Genomic DNA, 20,819 nt, shown 5'->3' with positions numbered 1-20,819 from the left:
TCACATCCCTTCAGCAGGGCGGCGTTCGCGGCGCCAGCGGATGAAATGCACCTCCGCCTCGGCGGCCAGCGCGGCCCAGCGGATCAGCACGCCCCTGTCGGGAAAGGGCATCACCAGACAGGCCTCGCCCGCCAGAATCTCCATGCGGGCGGCCCCCATCAGCGCGTTCCATGCCGCGATCGCAGCCTGGGGCGGGCGCACATTCCAGGGCAGCACCAGCCGCCAGGCCTGCCCTTCCCCCCCATCCGCACAAAGCTCTGCCCGAAACTCCGGTGCCTGCGGGGCGATACGGGCATAAACCACGCCCTGATCCGCCTCGATCCCGCAGAACCCTGCCGCCAAAAAGGCCGCCTGCACTTCGTCCAATGTCATGCCACCAATGCCTCGGCCCGTTTCAGATCGACGCTGACCAATTGGCTGACGCCCTGTTCCTGCATGGTCACCCCGAACAGCCGATCCATCCGCGCCATGGTCACGGCATGGTGGGTGATGATGAGAAAGCGTGTTTCGGTCCGCCGGGTCATTTCATCCAGCAGATCGCAGAACCGGGTGACATTGGCATCATCCAGCGGTGCATCCACCTCGTCCAGCACGCAGATCGGGGCCGGATTGGCCAGAAACACCGCGAAGATCAGCGACAGCGCCGTCAGGGTCTGTTCCCCGCCCGACAGCAAGGACAGCGTGGACAGCTTCTTGCCCGGCGGCTGGCACATGATTTCCAGCCCCGCCTCCAGCGGATCGTCACTTTCCACCAGCACCAGCCGGGCCTCGCCACCGCCGAACAGATGGGTGAACAGCGTGCCGAACGACCCATTCACCTGCTCAAATGCAGTCAGCAGACGTTCGCGGCCTTCACGGTTCAAACCCTGGATCCCGGCGCGCAGTTTCTTGATCGCCTCTTCCAGATCGACCTTTTCCTGCTTCAGCGTGTCATGTTCGATCTGCACCGCCTTGGCGTCTTCCTCGGCGCGCAGGTTCACGGCACCAAGCGCCTCGCGCTGGCGTTTCAGCCGGTTCACATCCGCTTCAAGAACCTCGGCCCCTGGCATGCTGTCCGGATCGGCGGCCAATGTCTCCAACAGCCGCGCCGGGTCCAGTTCGGTTTCTTCGCGGATGCGCTCGGTCGCATAGGCCACGGTTTCGCGGGCGGCATCGGCGCGGGCCTCAGCCCGGGCGCGGGCCTCGCGCGCCTCGCCCGCCGCCCGTTCGGCCTCGCGCTCGGCCTCTTGCGCGGCGCGCAGGGCAGTCTCCGCTTCGGCCAGCGCATCGGCGGCGCGGCGGCGGCGGGCCTCGGCCTCGGCAATGGCGTCGCCCAGTTCTTCCCGCTTGATGGCGATTTCTTCCGGGGCAGCGCTGGCATCGAGCAATTCGTCTTCAGCTTCGCGTTTGCGGTCGGCCAGTTCGGCGCTGCGCCGTTCGGCGGTCTCCAGCCGCTGACGCCAGGTGGCGATTTCCTTTGCCACGTCCTGACGACGCCGCACCCGCGCCTCCCCCTCGCGGCGCAATTCATCCTGCGCCGATCTGCGCGTCATCATGGCAATCCGCGCGGCCTCGACCGCCATGCGCAACTCTTCTACCCCGACACGGGCGGCCTCCAGATCGCCCAAGCCTTCGGCGACGGCTGCCGCCTCGGTCAGTCGGGCGCGGGCAGCCATCGCTTCGTCATCGAAACGCGCCACGGACAGCCGCGCCGCCTCCAGCTTGCCTGCCGCGATGGAGCGATCGGCCTCGGCCCGGGCCAACGCCCGGCCTGCTTCGGTCACCCGCGCATCGGCCGATCTGCGGGCATCGCGGGCCATCTGATCGGCGCGGGCGAGATCGGCCAGCCGCGCCTGCAGGGCCTCATGCGCCTGCCGGGCCCCTTCGGCGCGCGCCGCCACATCCTCCAGATCGCGCTTCAACTGCACCAGCCGGTTCAACTGTTTCAGCCGCAGTGCCGCCGCCGATGGCGCATCTTCGGCCCCGACGCGGAACCCGTCCCACCGCCACAGATCGCCGCCAAGGCTGACCAGCCGTTGACCGGGCTTCAAGCCGGGCTGCAGCACCAGCGCCTGATCGGCGGTCACCAACCCGATCTGGGCAATGCGCCGCCGCAAGACCGGGGGCACGACCACATGCGCAGCAAGCGGGATCACCCCGGCAGGCAATGCCTGATCCTCAGGGTAATCGGGCAGCGCAGCCCAGCCAGACCGGCCATCGCTTTCCGGGGCGCGCAGATCATCGGCCAAGGCCGCACCCAGGGCCGCTTCATAGCCCGGTTCCACCTGAACCCGGTCAAGCAATTGGGTGCCGGCCTGCGCCTCGCGCTCCACCAGCCGGGCCAGGGCCTGCACTTCGGCACGCAGGGCATTGGCTTCACCCTCGGCGGCTGATCGTGCCGCCCGGGCATCCGCCTCGCGGGCCTGCACCGCGGCGCGGGCCTCTTCGGCCAGGGCCAAGGCCTCTTCGGCGGCTTCAGCCTGTTCCAGCGCCGCTTCCTGTGCCGCCACGGCCCCATCCTGCGCCTCGGCGGCAAGCTCCAGCGCCTCGGCCGCGCTGTCCACCGTATCGCGCGCCCGCGCAGCTTCGCCCTCGGCCCGGTCCAGCGTCTGGCGGGTTTCGGCCAGAAGGCGTTGCGCCGATTGGTGCCGTGCCGCCAGCCGTGCCACATCTTCGGTGCGTTCCGCCAACTGGCTTTCCCGTTCCGACAGGATCGCCGCCGCTTCGCGCGCGGTGTCCTGCGCCTCGGTCAGGCGGTCATCATGGCCTTCATGGGCACGGGCCAGGGCCTCAAGCTCCCAATCCAGCCGGTCGATGGTTTCGCCCGCATCGCGGTTCAACCCGGCCTCGCGTTCCATATCGCGGGCCAGTTGCACGATGCGGGCTTGCAAGGCGTCAATTTCGGCCCGGGCGCGGGCCTCCTGTTCGTTCAGCGCATCGCGTTGCACCTGCAGCCGCTGCAGCACCGCCCCTGCAATCGCCTCTTCCTCGCGCCGGGGGGGCAGACGATCCTCGGCGGCCTCGCGCGCCTTGCCCGCCTCGCGCGCGGCCTTTTCTGCGCCTGCCGCCACCATCAACCGGGCACGCAATGCCTCTTCCGCCTCTTGGCGGGCCTGATCGGCCTCGCGCCAGCGGCGATAGAGCAGCATCCCTTCCGCGCGGCGCAATTCCTCGCCGATCTCGCGGTAGCGTGCCGCCTGCCGGGCCTGCCGGGCCAGCGTGGCCAGTTGCGCCGCCAATTGCTCCAGCACGTCATCCACCCGGGTCAGGTTCTGTTCGGTGGCCGTCAGCCGCAATTCGGCCTCGTGCCGCCGCTGATACAGGCCGGAAATGCCTGCCGCCTCTTCCAGAATCCGCCGCCTTGCCTTGGGCTTGGCGTTGATGAGTTCGGAAATCTGCCCCTGCCGCACCAGCGCCGGACTATGCGCCCCGGTCGAGGCATCGGCGAACAGCATCTGGATGTCGCGCGCCCGCACATCCTTCTGATTGGCCTTGTAGGCCGAGCCCGCATCGCGGGTGATGCGCCGCACGATCTCGATCTGGTCCTGATCGTTGAAGCCCGAAGGGGCCAGCCGGTCGGAATTGTCCAGAACCAGCGCCACTTCGGCAAAATGCCGCGCCGGGCGGGTGGCGGCCCCGGCAAAGATCACGTCTTCCATGCCGCCGCCACGCATCGCGGTCGGGCGGTTTTCGCCCATTACCCAACGCAGCGCCTCCAGCAGGTTCGACTTGCCACAGCCATTGGGGCCGACAACGCCGGTCAACCCCTCATGGATCACCAGATCCGTGGGATCTACAAAGCTTTTGAAGCCATTCAGGCGCAGGCGGATGAACCGCAAGGGAATCTCCGGTTGGTCGGGGCGGCTATCGTCGGGCGGCAGGGATGCCCTGTCAACCGCCTGACTGCGGGATCGGATTGCCGCAAAACGGCTTTTCCCGTACGGAAAGACCGGATAAATTCGCGCGATGATTGTATTGCGACTGATTTTCCTTCTCTCCATCACCGGGCTTGCCGGGACGTTGTTCTGGCCCGCAGCGCGGGACGGCCTTCTGCTGTTCGGACCCATGGCGCTGGCCGCGCTCTGGCTGCTCTGGCGCGCGAAACCTGCGAAACGAAAACCCGGTCCTGCCGGATATGTGGTGATCGACGGATCGAACGTCATGCACTGGCAGAACAATGACCCGGCCTTGCCCCCGTTGCGGCAGGTGGTGCGGCAGGTAAAGGCGCGCGGTCTGGTGCCTTGCGTGGTCTTCGATGCCAATGCGGGCTACAAGCTGGGCAAGGGCTATCGCCATGATGCCGATATGGCCCGGCTGCTGAACCTGCCGGAAAAACAGGTGTTGGTGGTGCCGAAGGGCACACCCGCCGATGAACATATCCTTGCCGCCGCAAGGTCCATGGGTGCGCGGGTCGTATCGAACGACCGGTTCCGCGACTGGCAGGCGAATTACCCCGAGGTGACACGCCCCGGCCATGTGATCCGGGGCGGCATGCGCGAGGGCAAGGTGTGGCTTGACCTGAAGTGACGGCTGGACGGGCGGCCCCCGATCCGCTTCACTGCGCCAAAAGAAGGAGCCCGCCATGACCCGCCCGCAAAACCGCCTCCTGTCAGACCGCATCACGCAGGGGCGCGGTCAGGCCCCGGCCGATCTGGTTCTGCGCGGGGGCAAGGTGTTCGATCTGATCACGGGTCAGTTGCGCGATGGCGATGTGGCGATCTGCGGCGATACCATCGTGGGGGTCTTCGATCACTATGACGGCACGCGGGTGATCGATGTCACGGGCCGTATTCTGGTGCCGGGCTTCATCGACACCCATCTGCATATCGAAAGCTCGCTGGTCACACCCTATGAATTTGACCGCTGCGTCGGCCCCCATGGCGTAACCACCGCGATCTGCGATCCGCATGAAATCGCCAATGTCTGCGGCATTCCGGGGATCCGCTATTTTCTGGAAGCCTCGGCCCATACGGTGATGGATATCCGGGTGCAATTGTCGTCTTGCGTGCCCTCCACCCATATGGAAACCGCCGGCGCACGGCTGGAGGCCGCCGATCTGGCCCCGCTGATGGATCATCCGCGCGTCATCGGTCTGGCCGAATTCATGAACTTTCCGGGCGTGCTGATGCAGGACCCGGGCTGCATGGCCAAGCTTGAGGCCTTTCAGGGCCGCCATATCGACGGGCATGCCCCGCTGCTGTCGGGGCGCGACCTGAATGCCTATGTGGCCGCAGGCATCCGCACCGAACATGAGGCCACAACCGCGGCCGAGGCGCTGGAGAAACTGTCCAAAGGGATGCGGGTGCTGATCCGTGAGGGTTCGGTGTCGAAGGACCTGCATGCGCTGGCCCCAGTGCTGACCGACCTGACTGCGCCCTATATGTGCCTCTGTACCGATGATCGCAATCCACTCGACATCGCCGAACATGGCCATCTGGATTACCTGATCCGCACCGCGATTGCCTTGGGATGCCCGCCGCTGGCCGTCTATCGCGCCGCCAGCCTGTCAGCGGCCGAGGCCTTCGGGCTGAAGGATCGCGGGCTGATCGCGCCGGGTAAACGCGCCGATATCGTGGTTCTGCCCGATCTGGAAACCTGCCGCCCCGAACGGGTGTTCTGCGGCGGGGTGGAGGTCGGCGAGACGGCCTTTGCCGCCCGCCAGATCATCGCCCCTGTCGCCCGCCATTCGGTGAAGGCCCCCCCCGTGCAGGCCGCGGATTTCCGCACCGGCGGCAACCGGGTGGAAACCCCGGTTATCGGCATCCTGCCCGGCAAGATCATCACCGAATACCTGACCTTCGACATCGCCCCGCAGGATGGCGACAAGCGGCCCGATATCTCCCGCGATCTGGTGAAGATCGCGGTGATCGAACGCCATGGCAAGAATGGCAATCGCGCGACCGGTTTCGTCAAGGGCTTTGGCCTGCAACGCGGGGCGATCGCCTCGACTGTCTGCCATGACCACCACAACATTGCCGTCGTGGGGGCCGATTATGCCGACATGGCACTGGCGGCCAACCGGCTGGGGCAGATCGAGGGCGGTTTTGTCGTCACCTGTGACGGCAAGGTGCTGGCCGAACTGGCGCTGCCGGTAGCGGGGCTGATGAGCCTGAATCCCTTTGAGCAGGTGCGCGACGATCTGATCGCGCTGCGCGCCGCCGCCCGCAGTCTGGGCGTGGTGCTGGAAGAACCCTTCCTGCAACTGGCTTTCCTTGCCCTGCCGGTGATCCCGCATCTGAAGATCACCGATCATGGCATGGTGGATGTGGACCGGTTTGAAATCATTCCCTGACAGGCGCCGCGACCGGGTCCAGCGACGGTCTGCCCTTGCCCCTGCCCGGCCCCGGTGACAGGTTGCACCAGCAACCAGCGACGGAGTCTCCGATGCGCCCCCTGCGCGGCATTGCCCTGAAACTCGGCTCGGTGCTGGTCTTCATCGTCATGGCCGCACTGATCAAGACCACCGCCCAGCATGTGCCCGCCGGGCAGACGGTGTTTTTCCGGTCACTGTTCGCCATTCCTGTGATCGTGGCCTGGCTGGCGCTGCGTGGCGAACTGGCCACCGGTCTGCGGGTGCAAAGCCCGATGGGCCATGTCTGGCGCGGGATCATGGGCACCAGCGCCATGGGGCTGGGGTTTGCCGGTCTGGGCTATCTGCCGTTGCCGGATGTGACGGCCATCGGATATGCGGCACCGCTGCTGACCGTGGTTTTCGCGGCGATGTTTCTGGGCGAGGAAGTGCGCGCCTTTCGCATTTCGGCGGTGGTGCTGGGCCTTGCCGGGGTTCTGATCGTGCTGGCCCCGCGGCTTTCACTGGGGCAAGGGGCGGAACCCGGCCATGCGCAGGCACTTGGGGCGATGCTGGTGCTGGGAGGCGCGGTCTTTGCCGCACTGGCGCAGGTCTTCATCCGCAAACTTGTGCAGACTGAACAGACCCCCGCGATCGTTTTCTGGTTCTCGTTGACCGCAACGCTGCTGTCGCTGGTTACGCTGCCCTTTGGCTGGGTCATTCCAACGGCCAAGGAAACCGCCCTGCTGATCACCGCCGGGTTGATGGGCGGGGTCGGGCAGATTCTGCTGACATCCAGCTATCGCGAGGCGGACGCATCGCTAGTGGCCCCCTTCGACTATGCCTCGATGCTGTTTGCGCTGGCCATCGGCTATGTGGTGTTTGACGAAGTGCCGACCGTGCCCATGCTGTCGGGGGCCGCGCTGATCATCACTGCGGGGATCCTGATCATCTGGCGTGAACGGCGGCTGGGGTTGGAACGCGTGCGGCAACGAAAGGCGATGACCCCCTGATTGCGCGGCCCGTCAATCACCGGAACCGGCGGCCTGCGGCAAGCCCAGCATCATCAGCACCTGATCGATCGACAGCGCCAACCGCCCCGGATGGAGGGCGAACAGGTCGCTATGAACCCGCAGCACAGTGAAGCCGGCTGCACGCAACATAGCGGCATATTCGGCCTCGTGCTGCATATCACCTTGATTGCATTCGACAATGGCAGCGCGGATACCATGGGCCGACAGATCGAAACTGCGCAAGACCTCGCGTTCATGGCCTTCGGCATCAATGACCAGAAGGTCAAAGTCGGCCAGACCTGTTTCCGCCAGCAGACCATCAAGCCGCCGCACCGTGACGGCGGTCGATGCGATCTCATCCCCCATCAGTTCCAGACCCTGCCGCGCCGCACGCCGTTCCAGCACGCCACGCAGACGTTCTGCATCCAGCGAGGCCGAGCCGCGGATATAGTCTCCCAACCGCGCCACCGCCGTCTCTGTCGGGTGATAAAGGTCCAGCATGGCCGGAACATCCGAAATCGCACAATTCACCAGACGCATTCTGGGATTGCTCGCATGGTTGCGCCCCAGGGCCGCGAAATAGCCCGGATGGGGTTCGATCAGCAGCCCCGACCAGCCCCAGGCCAGTGCCGCCTGATGCACCGGATCGGCCAGAACCCCGTCATGGGCGCCGACCTGCACATAGCTGACCCGCCCCCCGCAGGCCTGCTGCAGCGCATGCATCAAAAGGTCACGCGCCGCCACGACCATCTGGCGCGGCCGATCAAAGCGAAGCCGGTCAAGGCGCGGCAGTTGCGGGGGTATGACTTCGGGAAGGGGCTGTTGGTCTTTCATGGGGCCGGCGGTTCTGACAAAGCGGCCCCATTGTGGGACCATAGACCGAAAGGCTAAAGAAACCAGAGGTAGTTTCCCACCCCTCAAGACGAAAAAACTCCCGGCCCTTTCGGACCGGGAGCAAGGGAATTCCGCGCCAAGAGGGAACCCGGCACGAAACGGGGATGCCTCAGAGCTTGCCTGCGTTCTGTTGCATCATCATGAACGTGTCGTAGTTGTATTCCGAGATCTGCGCCCAGGTGTAGTTTTCGGAACGGAACGCCTTGATCGAGCCCCAGAGCTTGGCGAAGGCCGGGTTGCTGGCTTCCATTTCGGCATAGACCGCATTGGCGGCATCGAAGCAGGCATTCAGAATCTCGGGGCTGAACGGGCGCAGCTGCGCGCCATTGGCCACCAGCGATTTGATCGCGGTCGGGTTCTTGTAGTCATATTTCTGCAGCATGTCGGCATCGACACCCTGGCAGATCGACTTCAGCAGCGACTGATAGGCCGCCGGCAGCGCCTCGAAGGCTGCCTTGCCGAACATGAAGTGGACCGTCGGGCCACCTTCCCACCAGCCGGGATAGTAGTAGTAGGGCGCGACCTTGTAGAAGCCGAGCTTTTCATCGTCATAGGGGCCGACCCATTCCGACGCGTCGATGGTGCCCTTTTCCAGAGCCGGATAGATGTCGCCACCCGCGATCTGCTGCGGCACGACGCCCAGACGTTCCATCACCTTGCCGGCAAAACCGCCGATCCGCATCTTCAGTCCCTGAAGATCGGCCACAGTGTTGATTTCCTTGCGGAACCAGCCGCCCATCTGCACGCCAGTATTGCCGCCCGGCAGGGCCACGATGTTCTTGTCGGCCAGGAATTCATTGTACAGGTCGATCCCGCCGCCATGGTAGTGCCAGGCGTTGATGCCCCGGGCCGACAGCGAGAACGGCACAGCCGCCGCAACAGCCCAGGCCGGGTCCTTGCCCCAGTAGTAATAGCCGACCGTGTGGCAGGCTTCGATATTGCCGGCGGTCACTTCGTCAGCGGCTTGCAGACCGGGGACCAGTTCGCCCGCAGGGAATACCTGAATCTGGAAATTGCCATCGGTTGCCTCGGCCACGCGCTTCGACAGCACCTCAGCCGCACCATAGATGGTATCGAGCGATTTCGGAAAAGACGACGTCAGGCGCCAGGTCACCTTCGGCGCGGTCTGCGCGACGACGGGCGCGGTCTGCGCGACGACGGGCGTGGCCAGTGCCGCGGCACCGGCCGCAGCAACGCCACCCACGGTGGCCTTGGTCAGAAACGAACGACGATCCATAGTACCTCCTCCAGTACGGGGTCGCCGGATCAGCGCCCCCTGTTGACTGGCGAAACACTAGCGACCCAGATTGCAGTTGAGAACAGGTTTTTTGCACTGCCTGCATTTTTTGGTAATGTTACCTTACCAAAAAGGCCAAAGCCGACCTCAGCCCCTTGCGGATGCCGAAGGCTTGTGCAGTTGGCTTGGTATCGGGCGCATCAGGGGCTCCGCCGCCAGCATGACAGCGATTGTGCCGCGCCGGGGTAACAGGGTGGTGACCTGTCCTTGCAGCCTGTCGCAATCCGGCACGGATGGCAAGAACCCAGCATCCCGTCGCCGGAATGCTGGGCGCTAAATGGGATTCGGCGGTTTGAGGCCCCGGATCTGGCATTCGTGCGGCGCTACGGCGTCAGCCCAACCCCTGCAGAAAGGCCGTCAGATTGGTCCCCAAGGCCGGTTGCAGATAGCCGCCCTCCTGCACCACCAGCAGCGGCAGCCCCAGGCCCGCAATCGCCTCCGCGATCCGGGTAAAGCCGCCCGTGGTCACGCGGAAGCCCTGAAACGGGTCCGCCTCATGGGCATCAAGACCCAAGGCCACAACCACCACATCGGCGCCAAAGGCCCGGATCCGTGCCAAAGCGACCGCCAGCGCCGCCAGATAGTCGGCATCATCGGTCCCGCGCGGCAGCGGCAGGTTCAAGTTATAGCCCAGCCCGGTCCCCTCGCCCCGCTCCTGCGCTGCGCCCCAGAAGAACGGGTAGAACCTGTCAGGATCGGCATGAAGGCTGACCGTCAGCACATCGCTGCGTGCATAGAAAATGCCCTGCGTGCCATTGCCGTGATGCACATCCACATCCAGAATCGCGGGGCGCATCCCCTGCGCGCGCAGCCATTCTGCGGCGATGCCTGCATTGTTCAGAAAGCAGAACCCGCCCGCGAGATCGGCAAAGGCATGATGGCCCGGCGGGCGGCACAGCGCATAGGCAGGCCCGCCCGCCAGCACCGCTTCTGCCGCCGAAAGCGCCGTCTGGGCCGACCAATAGGCCGCTTCCCAGGTGCCCGCCGCAATCGGGCAGGCGGTATCGGCCTGATGCCACCCCGCCTGCCCCACCGCCGATTTCGGGTAATTGGCGCTGCGCCGGTCAGGGTGGATATTCGGGATCACCTCTGCCGCCGCCCCCTCGATCCGCAGCCACCGGCTGTGAATGCCCTGCAAGAAAGCCAGATATTCCGCGCTATGCACCGCCGCCAGCGGCCCCATGCCGAAATCGCGCGGCGCCGCGAACACCGCACCCGCCGCCTCGGCCCCGGCCTTCAGAACGGGGATCCGCTCCGGCTTTTCGGGGTTTGGCAGGCGCTGGCCATTGGCCATGAACATCTGCGGGTCATGCGCGCCCTGCCGCGCGTCCAGAAAGGCCCTCATAATGCTGCCAACTCCTTGCCTTCCAATGTCAGCCAGATTTCCTCCGGCTTGGGGCAAAAGCCCAGCCGGTCATAGAACAACCGCGCGCCTGCATTATCCTCATACACCGCCAGCCGCAGGAACACCGCGCCGAATTCCGCCGCCGCGCGATCCCGCACCGAGGCAAGCAGCCGCGCCCCCAAACCCTGGCCACGCGCCGCCGGTCCCACCCAAAGGTCGCTGACATATGCCCCCATCGCCCCCCGCGTGGTGGACAGGAACGGCGACCACAGCGCCAGGCCCTGCTCTGCCAGCTCGGCCCGGATCGCGCCCGAGGCCAAGCCCGCAGCCACCTGCGCCAGATCGGCGCGGAACGGGTCCCCCATCTCCTGTGCCAGCGCCTGCAAATCGGCCAGAACCTGCGCGGCCTCTGCCACCCCTGCCGCGCGGATCATGCGAAACCCTGCCAACCCTTGAGGCCCAGCATGCCCCGCGCCTCCTCGGGCGTGGCGACCACGCGGCCCAGCCGTTCCACGATCTCGCGCACCCGCACCACCTGTTCGGCATTCGACCGCGCCAGCACCCCTTTGCCAAGGTAAAGGTTATCCTCCAGCCCGACACGCACATGCCCGCCCATCGCCGCCGCGATGGCCGCGAACTCCATCTGCCGCCGCCCCGCCGCCAGCACCGACCATTCCATGTCCGGAAACAACCGTCGTGCAGTCTGCTGCATATGCACCAGATGCTCCGGCTCTGCCGCCACACCGCCCAAGACGCCCATGACGAATTGCAGGAAGGGCGCAGCGCCGATCAACCCGCGATCGGCGAAATGGCGCAGCATGTAGAGGTGGCTCAGATCATAGCATTCAAATTCGAACCGCGCGCCTTTGCCGCCCATCAGGTGCAAGACCCCTTCGATGTCGCGCGGCGTGTTCTTGAACACCAGATCGTCCGAGCCCTTGAGGAAAGGCTCCTCCCAATCAAACCGCCAGTCGCGTGGTTTGTCCGCCATCGGATAGAGCGCGAAATTCATCGTGCCCATGTTCAGGCTGCACATTTCCGGCGCGAAATGCGTGGGCGCCGCCAGCCGCTGCTCCAGCGTCATCACCGCCGAACCGCCGGTGGTCATGTTCAAGATCGCGTCGCAACCCTCTGCAATCTTGGGCAAAAACGCCCCCCAGTCGGCCACGCTGGCTGAAGGCCGCCCATCCATGGGGTCGCGCGCATGCAGATGCAGGATCGCCGCCCCCGCCCTGGCCGCGCCGATGGCCTGCGCCGCAATATCCTGCGGCGTGTAGGGCAGATAGGGCGACATCGATGGCGTATGGATCGACCCGGTAATGGCGCAGGAAATGATGATCTTCATGGCAGCAGCCCCGCATGGGCCGCGGCAAACCCGTCCAGCGCGCGGTCCAGCTTCTCCATGATCTCATCCACCTGCGCCTCGGTGGTGATCATCGGCGGGCAGACCAGGAAATGATCGCCCGCATAGCCCCCGCGCGAGCGGCGGGAATAGATGATCAGCCCTTCGGCATAGGCGCGCTCCACCAGATCATCAAAGGCCTTCAGCCCCGGCGGCAGCGGCTCCCGCGTTTTCCGATTGGAAACAATCTCGAAGGCCAGCAACATCCCCTCGCCGCGCACATCGCCGATGAAACCATAGCGCTGCATCAGCGCCGCCAGCCGCGCCTTCAACACCGCCCCCGCGCGGGCGGCATTGCCCATCAGCCCCCCGCGCTCGATCTCTTCCAGCACCGCAAGCCCCGCCGCGCAGGCCAGCGGGTTGCCCGCATAGGTATGGCCGTGCAGAAACCCACCCGCCGCCTGCACGGCATCCACGATCCGGCTTTGCGCCACCATCGCCCCCAAGGGCGCATAGCCCGCGCCAAAGCCTTTGGAGATCGCCACGATATCCGGCACTACGCCCCAAAGATCGCCGCCCAGAAAGCGGCCAACCCGCCCGCCACCGCTCATCACCTCGTCATGGATCAAGAGGATGCCGTATTTGTCGCAAATCGCCCGCACTGCCGCCATATAGCCCGCAGGCGGCACCAGGGCCCCGATCGAGGCGCCGCCGACCGGCTCCTGAATGAAGGCCAGCACGGTTTCCGGCCCCTCGGCCAGAATCTGCGCCTCCAGCATGGCGGCATAATGCGCCCCCGTGGCCGGATCATCGGGGTTCAGCCCATCCAGCCAGGCGCGCGGCGCCGGGATTTTTGGCATCGCCACCATCATCGGGCGGAACGGGTCCGTCAGCGGATCATAGCCGGTCAGCGCCAGCGCCCCCAGCGTGCTGCCGTGATAGCAGGGAAAGCGCGAAATCACCTTCCAGCGGCTGGCCTGACCACTCACCACCGCCCATTGCCGCGCCAGTTTCACCGCCGATTCCACCGCCTCTGACCCGCCAGAGACGAAGAACACCTTCTCCATCCCTTCGGGGCTCAGGCTTGCCACCTTGGCCGCCAATTGCTCGCCCGGCTCGGTCTCGAAATGCAGGCGATAGCCAAAGGTTGCCCGTTCCATCTGCGCCCGCATCGCCGCCAGCACCGCCGGGTTGCTGTGCCCGATATTCGACACCATCGCCCCCGATGACCCGTCGATGAAGCGCCGCCCCGTGCGATCCCACATGTAAATGCCTTCGGCACGGTCCAGCACGGGCCGCTGGGCGGTGGACAGATAGAACAGATGGCTCATCCCGGCGCTCCTGATCGCAATGTCATGACAGGCTGGCGTAAAGCAGGTAATTTGTGAAATGGATTGTTACAATGCCCATCATTGACAGGATCAATGCCAAATGCGCCGCCCCACCACCGCCGAGAAGATCGCCCGCGATCTGGACTGGAACCTGCTGCGGGTCTTTCTGGCCCTGGCGGAAAGCCGGTCGGTAACCGAAGCGGCAGAGCGGCTGTCGTTGAAGCAACCCTCCGTCAGTCAGGCATTGAAGCGGCTGGAGGATCGGTTGGGCCAGCGCCTGATCGACCGCGATCCGGGGCATTTTGCGCTGACCCCGCAAGGAATTGCCCTGCTGGATGAGGCACGGGCCGCCCATGCCGCCGTCTTGCGCGCGGCGCTGGCGGTAACCGAGGCCGGATCGGAAATTGCGGGCGAGGTCGTCTTGGCGCTGGCCTCGCATGTGGTGACGCCAGTGCTGGATCGGGCCCTGCACGATTTCTTTCCGCGTCATCCCAAGGCCCGCCTGAGCATCGAGATCCTGCCCTCTGCCGACGCTTTGGCCCGCGTGGCCTCGCATCAGGCCAGCCTTGCGATCTGCCTGTGGTCCAACCCGCCGGGCGGGCTGCAAAGCGCCGTGTTCTATCGTGAATTCTTTGGCCTGTTCTGCGGGCCGGGCCATCCGTTGTTCGGGCGCAAGGGGTTGGGTCTGGCCGATCTGGCGGGCCACGCGGCTGTCAGCTTTCAGACCGACAGGCTGGGCGATGCCTTGTCTGCAGTGGCCCATCTGCGCCAACAGGCCGGGCTGACCGGGCCGATCGGCCAATCCACCCATCTGGAGGAAGTGCGGCGCATGGTGCAGGCGGGCCTGGGCATCGGCCCCCTGCCCCTGCATGTGGCGGCCGAGGATGTGCAGGCACAGCGGCTTTGGCGCCTGCCCCCCTACGAGGACCCGCCCGCCATTGATGTGCATCTGGCCTATGCCCCGAAGGCCCGCCGCAACCGCGCGGAACAGGCCTTTCTGGATCATCTGCACCGCGTTTTGGCCGATACCCCGCTGTCAGCGCGGATTTACGGCCCCTGACCGCAACCGACCGCGCTCGCGCTGCAACCAAAGCGCTGTCAGCAACAGCGGGCCATTGTTCACTTCGCCACTGGAAACCAGCGCCATAAGCTGATCGAAGCCCACCAGATGGCCGCGAATATCCTCGGCCTCTCCCTCGACACCAAACACGCCTTCCACCCCGTCGGGCAGATCGCACAGCGCCAGATAGGAATAGATGTATTCGGATTTCGCGCCAGGTGACGGGTAATAGCTGCCGATGAACTCCATTGCGCCCAAGGCCAGCCCGGCTTCTTCGACCGCTTCGCGCCGGGCCGCCTGTTCGGGGGTTTCCTCCGGGTCCACCCGGCCCGCAATCGGCTCCAGCAGCCAGGGCTGCGGATCGCCACGCCCCATCGGCCCCGCCCGGAACTGTTCGATCAGCATCACCCGGTCGCGCAGCGGATCATAGGGCAGCACCGTCACCGCATCGCCCGAAACAAACACCGCGCGGTTGATCTGCGGGCTGTGCTGACCATCGAACCGGCGGAAAGTCAGATCATATTCTTCCACAGCGAAGAAATGGGCGTAAGGCTGGTGAAAGCGGGCCACGGTCACATCGCCCGGTCCCGCAGTCCGGCGCAGGGATGTTGGCGCTGTGTGGGACGCCCGCAACCGGCTGGCCCCACGCACCAGCATCAGCGGATAGCGCCGCGCCACATCAACCGCCGGGCGGAGGCCCATCAGCGCCATCATGTCACCCGCCGTCGCTACAGCCACAGCGCCCCAGTCGTGGACCCAGTCCGCCAGCGACCACGGGGCCGCCACACCCGCCCCGGTGGGCGGCCGATAGACCAGCGCAGTACGATCCGTGCCCGCAGCATGCGCCACAACTGCTTCGGTCAGATAGCCAAAACCAGCCTCGTAGAAATCCAGCCGCGCCTGTTCATCCGCCGAAAGCCCGGTCAGCAAAAGCCCCTCGGCCCCGGCCCCGCCTTGGCGCAGCACGGGCCAAGCCCCGATATCGGACCAAAAGACCGCATGATCTGGCAGAACTGCCGGAAGAACTTCGGGCTCGCGCCCCAGCACCACGCGCAACAACGGGATGTGGCACAGCGTGCCATACAGGAACAGGTCCATGTCAGGACCACCGCCGCCCGACGCGATCCGTCAGCCACCCCGCCAGCGGACCGCCCACCAGGATCGCCACCAGCACATCGGTCTGGATCATCAGCTGCCCGTTTTCGAACATCAGCTCGAACACCCCCATGATCGCGTCAAATGGCCCGTCATAGAGCTTGCGCAGCGCCATCTTCAGCATGAGGTAGATGCAGAACAGCATGAGACAGAAGAAAGCCGCCGTGATCGAAGTCTGCAGCCCATTGGTCAGCGCCTCCGCCGTGCCACGCCGCACACGCGGGCCGCTGATCAACCAGCCGCAAATCATGCCAATCCCGGCACAGAGATAGGAAAACCTGCCAAACGCCGTTTCGGGGGGCATGGCTGATTTGAACAGCTCGGCCGTCAGATAGAGCAGACCTGCGAACAGGATCGCGGCGGTCAGCTTGCCAGCGGTGGGCATCGGTTTCCTTCCCCGGCCCTGTCAGGCAGGGCGCGTCACGGTAATCTGTGTCACGTCGCAGTTTCCGCCGTGAAAGGCCCCGGCGCAAGAGGTGAGGTAGAAATTCCACATCCGCCGGAACCTGTCGTCAAATCCCATGGGCGCGATCTCGTGCCAGCGATCATTGAACATATCATACCAGCGGCGCAGGGTCAGGCTGTAACTTTCCCCGAATTCGATCGACCCTTTCACCTTCAGCCCCGCCGCCGCCGCCTGCAAACGCAGCGCGGTGGGCGAAGGCAGCATACCGCCCGGGAAGATATATTTCTGAATGAAATCAACTGTCTTGCGATAGGTTTCAAAGCGGCGGTCCGCAATGGTGATGATCTGCAGCGTGGCATTGCGCCCCGGTTTCAGACGGTCGCGCAGGGTGTTGAAATAGACCGGCCAATATTGTTCGCCCACAGCCTCGAACATCTCGATGCTGGCGATGCCGTCATAGACCCCGGTTTCATCGCGGTAGTCCTGCAACTTGACTTCAACCCGGTCCGACAGACCCGCCCGCGCCATCCGCGCCACCGCGTAATCATGTTGCTGTTTCGAGATGGTCAGGCAAGTCAGGCGCATGCCCCGCTCACGCGCGGCATATTCGGCGAACCCGCCCCAGCCGCAGCCGATTTCCAGAATGTGATCGCCGGGCTGCGCGCCCATCTGATCGATCATGCTGGCATATTTTGCGATCTGCGCCGCCTCCAGGCTTTCCTGGCCGCTGCGGAACAGGGCGCTGGAATAGGTCATGGTGTCGTCCAGCCAGAGACTGTAGAAATCATTCCCTAGATCATAGTGATACGAGATGTTCTTGCGGGCCTGCCCCCGCGAATTTCCGCGCAGCCAGTGCCGCATCCGTTCATAGGCGCGCAGCAGACCCATGCCGGGATAGCCGTCATTCACCGCGTCATTGGCCGGGTCTTGCACCAGATCCATGAAGGCCTGCAAATCCGGCGTATCCCAATCGCCATCAAGGTAGGCGTCGCAAAAGCCCAGATCGCCTTCACGCACCAGTCGGGCAAAGACATCGGGGTTTTTCACCCGCAGTTCCGCCATGGGGCCGGGCTGCGATCCCTGCGCGGTAAAGCGGCGGCCGTCAGGCATGACGAAGTCCAGCCGTCCGCATTGCAGACGATCCAGCACCCGTTTGGCCTGATTGAAATAGCGCGGCAGATCTTTCCGGTCTTGCGCCGAGATCATCACTGTCATCTGTCACACCCCCCAGGTGTTTTGTGGTCATCTTTCCGCAAGTTGCGGATTCTCTCAAGCATTCCGTTCGGCATAGGCGGCCAGTGCGCGTTCGCGCCCCGCCTCCAGCGCAATCAGCGGCGTGGGATAGGGCCGCCCTTCGGCCAGCCCCCAGGATCGCGGCACGGCATTGAAATAGGCCCGCGCCGCGCCCCCGGGCAGCCGTGCAAGTTCGGCCACGAACCGATGGATATAGCGCCGGTCGGGATCAAAACGATCGGCCTGCCCGGCCGGATTGAAGATGCGGAAATAGGGGGCAGCATCCGGCCCCGAACCCGCCACCCATTGCCAACCCATCGCATTCGCGGCCGGGTCCCAGTCGGTCAGGCAATCGGCGAACCAGTCCAGCCCAACTTTCCAATGGGTCATCAGATGTTTAGTGAGGTAGCTTGCGGCGATCATCCGCGCGCGATTGTGCATGGTGCCGGTCACATACATCTCGCGCATGGCCGCATCGACGAAGGGCTCGCCTGTCATGCCGCGCCGCCAGGCTTCGGCCTGTGGATTGTCGTCGCGCCAAGGGAACGCGTTCCATTCCTCGCGCCAGTTTGACGTGGCAATTTCGGGGGTATGGTGCATCAGGTGCCAGGCGAATTCGCGCCAGACCAGTTCCTTGAGGAAGTGTTCTGCACCCGCCGCCCCCTGCTGCATGGCCCGAAAGCCCGCATGCCAGATCTGACGTGGCGAGATTTCGCCATAAGTCAGGTTTTCGGACAGTCGCGAGGTCGCCTCGCGGTCCGGGAAATCGCGTTCGGCCTTGTAGGCATCGGCGCGGGAGGCAATGAACCGTTCCAGCCGCGCCATGGCGGCAGCCTCGCCCACGGCCTGATAGGGCAGGCAGATCGGCGCCCCCCGGCGCATCGCCGCACCCATCGCCCAATCGTCCAGCAGATCGCTGCGTGGCCAGCTCTGCGGCGCGGGCAACCGATCCGGCGCGGGCAAGGCCGGGGGCACCGGGCGATCCTTTACCGCCTTCCAATAGGGGGTATAGACCCGGTAGAACCCGCCCTGCCCTGTTTCCACAGTCCAGGGTTCATGCAGCACAAAGCCAGGATGGCTTTCGGCCAATGCACCGCGCTGGCGCAGGGCGGATTTCACCGCCGTATCACGGGCCTTGCTGACCGGATCATAGGCCCGCGACCACATCACCCCGGCAGCGCCGGTTTCGGCCGCAAGGCTCTGCAGAACCTCCAACGCCCTCCCCCGGCGCAGGGTCAACCGGCTGCCCATCGCCCCAAGCCGCGCGGCGAAATCGGCAATCGACAGGCCCCATCGCCATTTCGGCGCAGCCCCGATGGCCTCGGTTTCAGGATCAAGAATGAACAGCGGGATCAGCGGCCGGCCAGTGGACCGGGCGGCGGTCAGCATAGGATGATCGGCCAACCGAAGGTCACGGCGAAACCACAGGATCAACGGGGCGTCAGGGTCGGTCATGGTGTCCTCGGCGGGTGTCAAATTGGTTTACGCGCCGAAAGTGCCTCTGGATCAATCCTTTGATGCGAGATCGCGATAATGGCGCAACACAGCCAGACGGATCGCCGTCGCCAACCCGCAATCCGGGCCACGGCCTTCATCGATTTCCACGGCCAGTTGATTGAGCCCAAGCCCGCGCGCCGCCGCCATGTCACGGAAGCCCGACCAGAAGTCATCTTCGAGGGTCACACTGGTGCGGTGGCCACGCAAGGTGACAGACCGCTTTGCCGGACGCCCGTTCATGCGCCGTCCTCGTCGGGGCGCAGGCGGTGGGCCTCCAGATCGCGGGCGGATTTCTCGGCCTTTGCGGCTGCAAGATCGCGTTCGGCCTTGCTGCGGCCAAATTTGGCAGCATTGGCATCGGCTTCGGCGCGCTTGGCCGCGCGCGCCTTGTCCTTGCGAAATCGGTTCAGATTGACGATCTGGCTCATGGCATCATGCTGGCATGGCAAGGTGGCATTGAAAAGAGGGCAGCGCGTCAGGGTCATCGATCAATGGATACGCCCGCGCAGAACTGCGCGGGCGCTTGGTTCGATCCATGCCTTTGGACGCGCGCCTTGCTGCGCCCGGGACGTATCAGCCCTTGGGTGAGATCATGTCCTCGGGCCGCACCACGCGGTCAAAGGTTTCTTCATCCACAAAGCCCAAGGCAATCGCCTCTTCCTTCAGGGTCGTGCCGTTCTTGTGGGCGGTCTTGGCCACCTTGGTCGCATTGTCATAGCCGATGGTCGGCGCAAGCGCCGTCACCAGCATCAGCGATTCCTTCATCAGCTTGTCGATCCGCGCCACATTGGCCTGCGTGCCTACCACCATATTGTCGGTGAAAGACCCCGCTGCATCGCCCAGAAGCTGCATGGATTGCAGCACGTTATAGGACATCATCGGGTTATAGACGTTCAGCTCGAAATGGCCTTGGCTGCCCGCAAAGCCTACGGCGGCATCATTGCCCATCACATGGGCGCAGACCATGGTCAGCGCCTCGGCCTGCGTCGGGTTCACCTTGCCCGGCATGATGGACGAGCCCGGCTCGTTCTCCGGCAGGATCAGCTCGCCCAGGCCCGAACGCGGGCCCGAACCCAGAAGGCGCAGGTCATTGGCGATCTTGAACAGGCTGGCCGCCACGGTTTTCAGCGCGCCCGAGAACATCACCATCGCATCATGCGCGGCCAGCGCCTCGAACTTGTTCGGCGCAGTCACGAAAGGCAGGCCGGTGATTTCCGCGATCTGCGCGGCCACGCGGGTATCCCAACCCACGCGGGTATTGAGGCCAGTGCCCACGGCGGTGCCGCCCTGCGCCAGCTCATAAATATGCGGCAGGCACATCTTCACGCGGTCAATCCCGCGCTCCACCTGCTTGGCATAGCCGCCAAACTCCTGCCCCAACGTGAGCGGCGTCGCATCCTGCGTATGGGTGCGGCCGATCTTGATGATATCCTTGAACTCTTCCGCCTTGGCCGCCAGCGCCTTATGCAGCTTTTCAAGGCCCGGCAGCAGCACATCGCGCGCCATCATGCCAATCGCCACATGCATCGCGGTGGGGAAAGTGTCGTTCGACGATTGCCCCATATTTACATGGTCATTCGGGTGGACCGGCTTTTTCGAGCCCATCACCCCGCCCAGCATCTCGATCGCGCGGTTCGAGATCACCTCATTGGCGTTCATGTTCGATTGCGTGCCCGAGCCGGTTTGCCACACGACCAGCGGGAAGTTGTCGTCAAACTTGCCCTCGATCACCTCGGTCGCGGCGGCGGCAATCGCATCGGCCAACTCGGCGGGCATATCGCCCTGCGCCTTGTTCACCAGCGCGCAGGCCTTCTTGATCACGCCAAGCGCGCGGATGATCGCAACCGGCTGACGCTCCCAGCCAATCGGGAAATTGATGATCGACCGCTGGGTCTGTGCGCCCCAATACTTGTCGGCGGGAACCTCCAGCGGGCCAAAGCTGTCGGTTTCGGTACGGGTGGCAGTCATGGGCAAGCCT

19 protein-coding genes are annotated in these 20,819 nt (G+C 64.9%); 4 read left to right on the top strand and 15 right to left on the bottom strand.

Going from position 1 to position 20,819, the window contains the following annotated elements; translation table 11 throughout:
• Positions 1 to 372: a hypothetical protein gene (locus tag V6590_RS15060; RefSeq protein ID WP_335424503.1), complete on the bottom strand. Its 372-nt coding sequence runs from the start codon at positions 370 to 372 to the stop codon at positions 1 to 3.
• Positions 369 to 3,818, bottom strand: a complete 3,450-nt coding sequence (gene smc / locus V6590_RS15055; protein ID WP_335424502.1) for a chromosome segregation protein SMC — start codon at positions 3,816 to 3,818, stop codon at positions 369 to 371. Before smc ends, V6590_RS15060 begins: the two co-directional genes overlap by 4 nt.
• Before the next feature lie 127 nt (positions 3,819 to 3,945).
• Between smc and V6590_RS15050 the strand changes: the two genes are divergently transcribed.
• From V6590_RS15050 to V6590_RS15040, 3 genes are all read left to right on the top strand, one after another.
• Positions 3,946 to 4,506 (top strand): NYN domain-containing protein, encoded by a 561-nt coding sequence (locus V6590_RS15050; RefSeq protein WP_335424501.1) that lies wholly within the window; start codon positions 3,946 to 3,948, stop codon positions 4,504 to 4,506.
• Positions 4,507 to 4,561: 55 nt separating this feature from the next.
• Positions 4,562 to 6,271 (top strand): adenine deaminase, encoded by a 1,710-nt coding sequence (gene ade / locus V6590_RS15045; protein WP_335424500.1) that lies wholly within the window; start codon positions 4,562 to 4,564, stop codon positions 6,269 to 6,271.
• Between the two features lie 92 nt (positions 6,272 to 6,363).
• On the top strand, positions 6,364 to 7,281 hold the full coding sequence (locus V6590_RS15040; RefSeq protein ID WP_335424499.1) for a DMT family transporter: 918 nt from the start codon (positions 6,364 to 6,366) through the stop codon (positions 7,279 to 7,281).
• A gap of 12 nt (positions 7,282 to 7,293) precedes the next feature.
• Here V6590_RS15040 and V6590_RS15035 read toward each other — a convergent pair whose 3' ends face one another.
• From V6590_RS15035 to V6590_RS15010, 6 genes are all read right to left on the bottom strand, one after another.
• Positions 7,294 to 8,115 carry an FkbM family methyltransferase gene (locus V6590_RS15035; RefSeq protein WP_335424498.1) on the bottom strand — a complete coding sequence of 274 codons (822 nt, stop codon included), beginning with the start codon at positions 8,113 to 8,115 and terminating at the stop codon, positions 7,294 to 7,296.
• Between the two features lie 169 nt (positions 8,116 to 8,284).
• Entirely contained in the window at positions 8,285 to 9,412 is a 1,128-nt protein-coding gene (locus V6590_RS15030; protein WP_335424497.1) for a TRAP transporter substrate-binding protein, read from the bottom strand.
• Positions 9,413 to 9,803: 391 nt separating this feature from the next.
• Positions 9,804 to 10,817 (bottom strand): histone deacetylase family protein, encoded by a 1,014-nt coding sequence (locus V6590_RS15025; protein WP_335424496.1) that lies wholly within the window; start codon positions 10,815 to 10,817, stop codon positions 9,804 to 9,806.
• Complete coding sequence (locus tag V6590_RS15020) at positions 10,814 to 11,251, bottom strand: GNAT family N-acetyltransferase (protein ID WP_335424495.1); 438 nt, start codon at positions 11,249 to 11,251, stop codon at positions 10,814 to 10,816. Before V6590_RS15020 ends, V6590_RS15025 begins: the two co-directional genes overlap by 4 nt.
• On the bottom strand, positions 11,248 to 12,162 hold the full coding sequence (gene kce, locus V6590_RS15015) for a 3,5-dioxohexanoate:acetyl-CoA acetone transferase (RefSeq protein ID WP_335424494.1): 915 nt from the start codon (positions 12,160 to 12,162) through the stop codon (positions 11,248 to 11,250). Before kce ends, V6590_RS15020 begins: the two co-directional genes overlap by 4 nt.
• Positions 12,159 to 13,490, bottom strand: a complete 1,332-nt coding sequence (locus tag V6590_RS15010; RefSeq protein WP_335424493.1) for an aminotransferase family protein — start codon at positions 13,488 to 13,490, stop codon at positions 12,159 to 12,161. Before V6590_RS15010 ends, kce begins: the two co-directional genes overlap by 4 nt.
• Positions 13,491 to 13,590: 100 nt before the next feature.
• Here V6590_RS15010 and V6590_RS15005 point away from each other — a divergent pair, with 100 nt between their 5' ends.
• A complete protein-coding gene (locus V6590_RS15005; protein WP_335424492.1) occupies positions 13,591 to 14,550 on the top strand; it encodes a LysR family transcriptional regulator in 960 nt (319 codons plus the stop codon).
• Here the strand turns inward: V6590_RS15005 and V6590_RS15000 are convergent.
• The 7 genes from V6590_RS15000 to fumC all read right to left on the bottom strand — a co-directional run bounded on the left by V6590_RS15000 (position 14,527) and on the right by fumC (position 20,809).
• Positions 14,527 to 15,648 (bottom strand): NUDIX domain-containing protein, encoded by a 1,122-nt coding sequence (locus V6590_RS15000; RefSeq protein WP_335424491.1) that lies wholly within the window; start codon positions 15,646 to 15,648, stop codon positions 14,527 to 14,529. The genes V6590_RS15005 and V6590_RS15000 overlap by 24 nt on opposite strands.
• Position 15,649: 1 nt before the next feature.
• Positions 15,650 to 16,090, bottom strand: coding sequence for a TrgA family protein (locus tag V6590_RS14995; RefSeq protein ID WP_335424490.1), 441 nt, complete (start codon positions 16,088 to 16,090; stop codon positions 15,650 to 15,652).
• 21 nt (positions 16,091 to 16,111) lie between these two features.
• The gene (locus tag V6590_RS14990; protein ID WP_335424489.1) at positions 16,112 to 17,326 is read right to left on the bottom strand and encodes a class I SAM-dependent methyltransferase; all 1,215 of its coding nucleotides are present in this window, start codon (positions 17,324 to 17,326) and stop codon (positions 16,112 to 16,114) included.
• A 54-nt stretch (positions 17,327 to 17,380) separates the two neighbouring features.
• Positions 17,381 to 18,799: a cryptochrome/photolyase family protein gene (locus V6590_RS14985; protein WP_335424488.1), complete on the bottom strand. Its 1,419-nt coding sequence runs from the start codon at positions 18,797 to 18,799 to the stop codon at positions 17,381 to 17,383.
• A gap of 51 nt (positions 18,800 to 18,850) precedes the next feature.
• On the bottom strand, positions 18,851 to 19,081 hold the full coding sequence (locus V6590_RS14980) for a ribbon-helix-helix domain-containing protein (RefSeq protein ID WP_335424487.1): 231 nt from the start codon (positions 19,079 to 19,081) through the stop codon (positions 18,851 to 18,853).
• On the bottom strand, positions 19,078 to 19,269 hold the full coding sequence (locus V6590_RS14975; protein WP_335424486.1) for a DUF4169 family protein: 192 nt from the start codon (positions 19,267 to 19,269) through the stop codon (positions 19,078 to 19,080). Before V6590_RS14975 ends, V6590_RS14980 begins: the two co-directional genes overlap by 4 nt.
• A 145-nt stretch (positions 19,270 to 19,414) precedes the next feature.
• On the bottom strand, positions 19,415 to 20,809 hold the full coding sequence (gene fumC / locus V6590_RS14970; protein ID WP_335424485.1) for a class II fumarate hydratase: 1,395 nt from the start codon (positions 20,807 to 20,809) through the stop codon (positions 19,415 to 19,417).
• Positions 20,810 to 20,819 lie beyond the last annotated feature (10 nt).

This window comes from Gemmobacter denitrificans (assembly GCF_036964905.1).
GTDB lineage: Bacteria > Pseudomonadota > Alphaproteobacteria > Rhodobacterales > Rhodobacteraceae > Gemmobacter > Gemmobacter denitrificans.
This window is presented reverse-complemented; position numbering and strand designations above follow the sequence as displayed.